At 63.9% G+C, this 7,277-nt stretch carries 7 protein-coding genes; 4 read left to right on the plus strand and 3 right to left on the minus strand.

Annotation, left to right across the window (positions count from 1 at the left end):
* The first annotated feature begins 2 nt into the window (after window positions 1-2).
* Window positions 3-671, plus strand: coding sequence for a lipoyl(octanoyl) transferase LipB (gene lipB, locus R3280_RS09035; RefSeq protein ID WP_318998271.1), 669 nt, complete (start codon window positions 3-5; stop codon window positions 669-671).
* Here lipB and R3280_RS09040 read toward each other — a convergent pair.
* On the minus strand, window positions 647-1,762 hold the full coding sequence (locus R3280_RS09040; RefSeq protein WP_318998272.1) for a GGDEF domain-containing protein: 1,116 nt from the start codon (window positions 1,760-1,762) through the stop codon (window positions 647-649). The genes lipB and R3280_RS09040 overlap by 25 nt on opposite strands.
* Before the next feature lie 263 nt (window positions 1,763-2,025).
* Between R3280_RS09040 and R3280_RS09045 the strand changes: the two genes are divergently transcribed.
* Window positions 2,026-3,447, plus strand: a complete 1,422-nt coding sequence (locus R3280_RS09045) for an AarF/ABC1/UbiB kinase family protein (protein ID WP_318998273.1) — start codon at window positions 2,026-2,028, stop codon at window positions 3,445-3,447.
* A 3-nt stretch (window positions 3,448-3,450) separates the two neighbouring features.
* Here the strand turns inward: R3280_RS09045 and R3280_RS09050 are convergent, their stop codons facing one another.
* The gene (locus R3280_RS09050) at window positions 3,451-3,888 is read right to left on the minus strand and encodes a YqaA family protein (protein ID WP_318998274.1); all 438 of its coding nucleotides are present in this window, start codon (window positions 3,886-3,888) and stop codon (window positions 3,451-3,453) included.
* Window positions 3,889-4,109: 221 nt separating this feature from the next.
* Between R3280_RS09050 and R3280_RS09055 the strand changes: the two genes are divergently transcribed.
* Window positions 4,110-4,364, plus strand: coding sequence for a GrxA family glutaredoxin (locus tag R3280_RS09055; RefSeq protein WP_318998275.1), 255 nt, complete (start codon window positions 4,110-4,112; stop codon window positions 4,362-4,364).
* A gap of 49 nt (window positions 4,365-4,413) precedes the next feature.
* Here the strand turns inward: R3280_RS09055 and R3280_RS09060 are convergent, their stop codons facing one another.
* Window positions 4,414-5,676: a 6-phosphofructokinase gene (locus R3280_RS09060; protein ID WP_318998276.1), complete on the minus strand. Its 1,263-nt coding sequence runs from the start codon at window positions 5,674-5,676 to the stop codon at window positions 4,414-4,416.
* Between the two features lie 198 nt (window positions 5,677-5,874).
* Between R3280_RS09060 and mpl the strand changes: the two genes are divergently transcribed.
* On the plus strand, window positions 5,875-7,260 hold the full coding sequence (mpl, locus tag R3280_RS09065) for a UDP-N-acetylmuramate:L-alanyl-gamma-D-glutamyl-meso-diaminopimelate ligase (RefSeq protein WP_318998277.1): 1,386 nt from the start codon (window positions 5,875-5,877) through the stop codon (window positions 7,258-7,260).
* Window positions 7,261-7,277: the final 17 nt, after the last annotated feature.

Genomic DNA, 7,277 nt, shown 5'->3' on the forward strand with positions numbered 1-7,277 from the left:
AGGTGGCTGAGCTGATCATCCGCAATCTGGGCCGGCAGCCCTACCAGCAGACCTGGCAGGCGATGCAGGCGCTAACCGACAGCCGCAACAGCGCCGTGGCGGACGAGCTCTGGTGTCTGGAACACCCGCCGGTCTATACCCAGGGCCAGGCCGGTCGCGCCGAACACATCCTGGCACCCGGTGATATTCCGGTGGTGCAGGTGGACAGGGGTGGCCAGGTCACCTATCACGGCCCGGGTCAGCTGGTGGTCTACCTGATGGTGGACATCAAACGCGCCGGTTTCGGAGTTCGGACCCTGGTGGACCACATCGAACAGGCCATCGTGGCCGTGCTGGCGGACTTGGGTATCGTGGCAGCGCCCCGGCCGGATGCCCCCGGGGTTTACGTGGGGGCGGCCAAAATCGCCTCCCTGGGGCTGCGGGTGCGCCGGGGCTGTTCATTCCATGGCCTGGCGCTGAACGTGGACATGGACATGGAGCCCTTCTCCCGCATCAATCCCTGCGGCTACGCCGGCATGGCCATGTGCCAAGTCAGCGATTTTGTCCCCGGCTCCCGGGTTGCGGATCTTGCCGGACGCCTTAGTCGGGAACTGGCTCATCGTATCGGCTATGCCAATGCCGACCTGCGACCCACCGACCGGCTCTATCAGGCGGATTCGCTGACCGGCTGACCCGGGCTGTCGAGTGCCTCGCCATCGCAGACGGTATTGCGGCCGGAGGTCTTGGCCTTGTAAAGGGCGTCGTCCGCCCGTTGCAGCAGGCGGTCGATGGATTCGGCGCCCAGTATGGTGGCCACACCGGCACTGATGGTAGCGGCCAGGGCCTGACCTTCGAATTCCACCACCTGATCGGCAATGGCCTGACGGATGCGGTTACCGGTGCGGCAGGCCTCGCAGCCGTCAGTCTCCGGCAGGACCACCAGAAACTCCTCTCCGCCCCAGCGGGCTACGGTATCCACCTTGCGGCACTGTGCCTGCAGGGTGCGGGCCACCATGGTGATCATGCGGTCGCCGGCCAGGTGGCCGTAGGTGTCGTTGATGTTCTTGAACAGGTCGATATCGATCAGAACCACGCTGAAAGGCCGGCCATGGCGCCGATAGCGCTCATGCTCGATGTTGAGCTGGGCATGGCCCTCGCGGCGATTGGCCAGTCCCGTCAGGGCGTCGTGCTTGGCGGCGTATTCGAAATCGGCAGCCAGTTTCAGCAGCCCCAGTTTGCTGCGGCGGCGGCTCTGGTCCAGGACGTAGCAGCTGACCATCTCGAAGGCCAGGGCGCAGAGCATGACGATCTTGAAACTGACGCTGTAGGGCGTCTCCGCGATCAACGCCCCCAGTGGGCTGAACAGGGTGGCCAGGGCGGCATAGCCACCGGCACAGGCAATGACGCCGACCCGGGCATCGCTGATGTAGAAGATGATCGGCGGGTAGGCGTAGAGCCACATGATGGCGGCACCGTTCTCGGTGGCGGCCACCGCCAGGTAAAAAAACAGGACTGTGATGAGGACGATGAAGCCGCGGCGCAGTATCGTGTCGTTGCGGCACAGCAAATACCAGACGGCATTGAGACAGAGGGCGCCGGCAAAGAACGCCAGCACGTAGAGTGTCTGCGCGTCGCTCTTGAGGTGGGCCCGAAAGGCGAAAAAGCTCAGTAGCGGGATGGCGGCGAGGGTCAGCCCGACAATCAGGCTGGGCACCGGGATCTCGCCGCGGACGCGAAACTGGGAGAGATCGGCCCTGGACGGCGTGGCAGCGGTTTCGGACATTGGGTCACCACTTTTATTGGTAGCAAACGGGCGCGGCTTGGCCTGAACCCGCTTTCAGCTTATTCCGGTTGGGGGTCGGAGTCTGTTTAGAATCGTAACCTCAAGCCGTCGTTCACCGGCGAATAGCCATAGTAAACTAGGATTGTAGGACAGAAGCATTGGCTGAATCGTCGCCGGGGTTGCGGCATGGCAGTGACCCGTGAAATCCTGAACACACGTATAATGCCGCGTCCTGACTCACTCACTGAACTCGGAACCACTGAATGGCTGCAAAGCGCTCTGGAAATCCGGTCGATCGCATCAAGACAGGCAGCTTCGAACGCCGCCTGTCGTTGACCCGGGCAGGTCTGTTTGCCGGCACCCGAATGGCCGGCCATATGGCCACCAACTGGCTGAGCAAGAAGGAGACCCGGGAGGCACGGCACCGCGCCATGCTGTCGAGCCAGGCACAGTTCCTGGTGGACGAGCTGGGCAAGCTCAAAGGCAGCGTGGTGAAGATCGGCCAGGTCATGGCGCTCTACGGCGAGCATTTTCTGCCGGAAGAGGTGACCGAGGCTCTGCACACCCTGGAAGACCAGACCACCTCCCTGGCCTGGCCGTCCATCGAGCGCGTCCTCAAGGCCGAGCTGGGGGCCGAGCGGCTGGCTGAGCTGGAGGTGGACCCGGAGCCCATCGGTGCCGCATCCCTGGGTCAAGTGCACAGGGCCCGGCGGCGCAGCGACGATCTGGAGCTGGTGCTCAAGGTCCAGTATCCGGGGGTGGCCGATGCCGTGGACGGCGACCTGAACTCGGTGGCCAACCTGTTGCGGATCGCCCGCCTGGTGTCGTTCGGTCCGGAGTTCCAGGACTGGCTCGAGGAAGTGCGGGAAATGATGCACCGGGAGGTGGACTACCGCCTGGAGGCCCGCACCACCGCCAAATTCCGCGACATGCTCAAGAATGACCCCCGCTTTGTGGTGCCCCGGGTGCTGGAGCGCTATTCCAGCGACCTGGTGATCGCCTCCACCTACGAACCCGGCCATTCGGTCAGTTCGGTGACGGTACGGGAGCTCTCCCTGGACCGCCGCAGCGACCTTGGCCGGGCGGCCCTGGAGCTGTTCTTCCGTGAGCTGTTTGTCTGGGGCGAGATGCAGACCGACCCCAATTTCGGCAATTACCGCATCCGCCTGGCCGGTGAGCGTGACGGCGGGCCCGACCATGACCAGATCGTGCTGCTGGATTTTGGCGCCGTCCAGAGCTATTCCAGTGAGTTCCTGGACCCGGTGATCCGGATGATCAAGGCCTCCTATGAGAAGGACCTGGACGATGTGATCGAGGGTGGTATCGAGCTTCGCTTCATGCGGCGTGACTGGCCCGACGACGTGCTCAAGCGCTTCGGGGAGGTCTGCATGTCGGTGCTGGAGCCCCTGGCGGAAAGCCCTGAGGACTGGCCGCCGGAGGCGGTCAACGAGTACGGCCAGTATCGCTGGAAACAGAGTGAGCTGCCTTCACGGGTGGCCCGCCAGGCGGCCCGCTCCGCCATCAGCCGCTATTTCCGGATTCCGCCCAAGGAGTTCGTGTTCCTCAACCGCAAGCTGATCGGCGTCTACACCTTCATCGCCGTGCTGAACGCCGAATTCAACGGCGAGGACCTGCTGCGCAAGTACCTCTACGGTAATCCGCCGCCGGATGACAGCGGCGACTAAGGTTCAGGCGGTGCCCGGGGACGAGGCGTAGAGCACGATCCACAGCACCACCGCGTAGCGGGCGCCCTTGCCGATGGCCACCAGGATCACAAAATTCAGCCAGGGTACCCGCATCAGCCCGCCGATCACGGTGAGGGCGTCACCGCCGACCGGCAGCCAGCCCATCAGCAAAGACCACTGGCCATAGCGCTGGAAGCGGCGCTGGGCATTCTCAAGCTGTTTCTCGGACACCGGGAACCAGCGACGGTCCTTGAAGCGCTGGATCTGCCGGCCGATGATGCCGTTCACCACCGATCCCAGGGTGTTGCCCAGTGTCGCCCAGAACCACAGCGCCCAAGCTGAATAGCCCTGGCTCACCAGACCTCCCAGCAGCACTTCGGAATAGGCCGGCAACAGGGTGGCGGCGGCGAAGGCGGTCAGGAACAGGGTGAGGTAGACCAAACTGAGCTCCTTGGGGTGAGTGGCGCCGCCTCGTGGTCTCCCGAGGGCAGTGCAAGCGTGGCTTAGCCTGTGGCTGTTTGGGCCGGCGCGGGTCATGGCCTCGCACTATGGTACTTATGGATTCTGTTGGATTGAAATAGAGCAGGTCTCTGTCATGCTGGAAAAAGACAGCAGCCGGTCTGGCGCGGGTTGCGGTCGCCAAGTTCAACCGGAGGAAAGTCATGGAGCGCGTTACCATCTACGGTCGCTCAGGTTGCGGTTTCTGCACCGCGGCCAGGGAACTGTGCGAAATCAAGAACATCCCCTACCGTTACGTGGATATGATCGCGGAGGGTATCAGCAAGGCCGAGCTGGAGAAGACTCTCAATCGGCCGGTGCGCACCGTGCCCCAGATTCTGGTGGGTGACCAGTACGTCGGGGGATTTGATCAGTTCTCCAGCTACGTCAGGCGGAACGAGACGGCTGCAGCCCGCTGAAGGGTGTAGGAGCATAAAAAGGCGCTCGGATGAGCGCCGTTTTCAGTGGTCAGACCTGGAATGGCGTTTTCAGCTTTTTGGGCGCCAGCACCGCCTGCAGGTGGGCCACCCGTGGCAGGCCGTTGTCGAAGGGCGGGAAGCTCTCGCCGGCAATCAGTGGCTCCAGGTAGTCCCGGCAGTCCTGGGTGATGCCGTAGCCGTCATCACTGATGTAGTGGATGGGCATTTTCTTTTCCTGGTTGGCCACTTCGCTGAGCTGGGCCTCGCCGATGCGCCAGCGGTAGGGCTTGGCCTGCTCCCGCACGATCACCGGCATCACCGCCTGCTTGCCCGCCAGGGCCATTTCCACGGCGGCCTTGCCGACCGCGTAGGCCTGCTCCACGTCGGTGGCAGAGGCAATGTGGCGGGCGGCCCGTTGCAGGTAATCCGCTACCGCCCAGTGATACTTGTAGCCCAGGGCCTGCTTGACCATGTTGGCCAGGGCCGGCGCCACGCCGCCCAGCTGTGTATGGCCAAAGGCATCCTTGCTGCCGGCTTCCGCCAGGAAGCGGCCGTCCTCGTACTGGGCGCCCTCAGAGGCAACGATGACGCAATAGCCGTAGTTCTTGACGCAATGTTCCACCCGGGCCAGGAAGGCGTCACGGTCGAACGGTACTTCCGGGAACAGGATGATATGGGGTGGCTCGTGCTCGTTCCGGCCGGCGAGACCACCGGAGGCGGCGATCCAGCCGGCATGGCGGCCCATGACCTCCATGATGAAGACCTTGGTGGAGGATTCGCACATGGAGCGGATATCCAGGCTGGCCTCCAGGATGGACGTGGCCACGTACTTGGCCACCGACCCGAAGCCCGGGCAGCAATCGGTGAAGGGCAGGTCATTGTCCACGGTCTTGGGAATGCCGATGCAGGTAATGGGGTAGCCCATGCGCTCGGCCAGCTGTGACACCTTGAACGCGGTGTCCTGGGAGTCGCCGCCACCGTTATAGAAGAAGTAGCCGATGTTGTGGGCCTGGAAGACCTCGATCAGGCGTTCGTACTCACGCCGGTTCTCGGTGAAGTTCTTGAGCTTGTAGCGGCAGGAGCCGAAGGCGCCACCCGGGGTATGAAGCAGCGCTTCGATGGTCTCCGCCGACTCCTCGCTGGTGTCGATCAATTCCTCACGCAAAGCGCCAATGATGCCGTTGCGACCGGCGTAGACGGTGCCGATCCGGTCCGGATGCTGGCGCGCGGTCTGGATGACTCCGCAGGCACTGGCGTTGATGACGGCGGTAACGCCGCCGGACTGGGCATAAAACGCGTTCTTGATGGCCATCTTGCGCTGGCGCCTCCTGCTGAATTGACATGTGCCGCGCATGATACGCCAATTGCTCGGGGTTTTCATGATCTGCCGGCGCCGGAACCGCCGCCACAATGGCCTTGACGGCGTCCGGTGGATGCTGGACGCTTGGCACCTTGAGCGTGGCCATGGTGCTGCGCGGATCAGCTTACAGCAACGGCAGGGCAGGGCGCGATGCACATTCACATACTCGGCGTATGCGGTACCTTCATGGGCAGCCTGGCGGTACTGGCCCGTCAGCTTGGCCACCGGGTCACCGGCTCCGACCAGGGCGTGTATCCGCCCATGAGCACCCAGCTGGAAGCCCAGGGCATTGACCTGATGGAAGGCTACGACGCCGCCCACCTCGAGCCGGCGCCGGACCTGGTGCTGATCGGCAACGCCATGTCCCGGGGCAACCCCGAGGTGGAAGCGGTGCTCAACCGCCACCTGGATTACATGTCCGGCCCCGAGTGGCTGGCCCGGAAAGTGCTGCGCAAGCGCTGGGTGCTGGCGGTGGCCGGCACCCACGGCAAGACCACCACCACTGCCATGCTGCTGTGGATCCTGGAGCAGGCCGGCTTCGACCCGGGTTACCTGGTGGGGGGCGTGCCCAAGGATTTTCCGGTCTCGGCCCGCCTCGGCAGCAGCGATTTCTTCGTGATCGAGGCGGATGAGTACGACAGCGCCTTCTTCGACAAGCGCTCCAAGTTCGTGCATTACCGCCCCAGTACCTTGATCCTCAATAACCTGGAATTTGATCACGCCGACATATTCGACAACGTCGAGGCCATCGAGCGCCAGTTCCACCATCTGGTGCGCACGGTGCCGGCCAATGGCCTGATCGTGCGACCGGTGCAGGACACCCACCTGGACCGGGCGCTGGCCATGGGTTGCTGGAGTGGTGTGCAGGACACCGCCATCGGCAGCGAGGCGGACCAGGCGGACTGGCGCGCAGAGCTGCTCAGCGACGACGGCAGCCGCTTCGTGGTCATGCACCGGGAGCAGCCGGTGGCCACAGTGAACTGGGCCCACACCGGCCTGCACAATGTCCGCAACGCCCTGGCCGCCATTGCCGCCGCCCGCCATGTGGGCGTCACCCCCGACCATTCGGTGGCCGCGCTGAGCCGGTTTTCCGGAGTCAAGCGCCGCATGGAGCTGCTGGCGGATGTGGCCGGTGTCAGGGTCTACGACGACTTTGCCCATCATCCCACCGCCATCGCCACCACCCTGGAGGGACTGCGCAACCGGGTGGGGGACGAACGCATCATCGCCGTGATCGAACCCCGCTCCAATACCATGCAGAGAGGTGTGCACCAGGCCACTTTGCTGCCCAGCGCCGCCGCCGCCGACCGGGTGCTCTGGGCCAACCTGGGGGGCATGGACTGGCTGCCGGCGCTGGTAAGCACGGTTTCGCCGGAGGGTGTAGGCAGGCACCGGGTCGAGAACTCCGTCGAGCGGCTGATCGAACTTGCGTTGGCCGAGGTGAGCCGGCCCTGCCATATTGTCGTAATGAGCAACGGTGGTTTTGGCGGTATTCACCGCAAGCTGATCGAACAACTGGAGCGCCGATTTGACTGAGCCGGAGAAGGCCGTAA

It is taken from the genome of Marinobacter sp. (assembly GCF_033722195.1).
Taxonomy (GTDB): Bacteria; Pseudomonadota; Gammaproteobacteria; order Pseudomonadales; family Oleiphilaceae; genus Marinobacter.

Excerpts from the sequence above, each read along its gene's own strand:
- mpl (WP_318998277.1), top strand. The coding sequence starts at position 5,875 with ATGCACATTCACATACTCGGCGTATGCGGTACCTTCATGGGCAGCCTG.
- R3280_RS09040 (WP_318998272.1), bottom strand. The coding sequence starts at position 1,762 with ATGTCCGAAACCGCTGCCACGCCGTCCAGGGCCGATCTCTCCCAGTTT.
- R3280_RS09045 (WP_318998273.1), top strand. The coding sequence starts at position 2,026 with ATGGCTGCAAAGCGCTCTGGAAATCCGGTCGATCGCATCAAGACAGGC.
- R3280_RS09060 (WP_318998276.1), bottom strand. The coding sequence starts at position 5,676 with ATGGCCATCAAGAACGCGTTTTATGCCCAGTCCGGCGGCGTTACCGCC.
- R3280_RS09055 (WP_318998275.1), top strand. The coding sequence starts at position 4,110 with ATGGAGCGCGTTACCATCTACGGTCGCTCAGGTTGCGGTTTCTGCACC.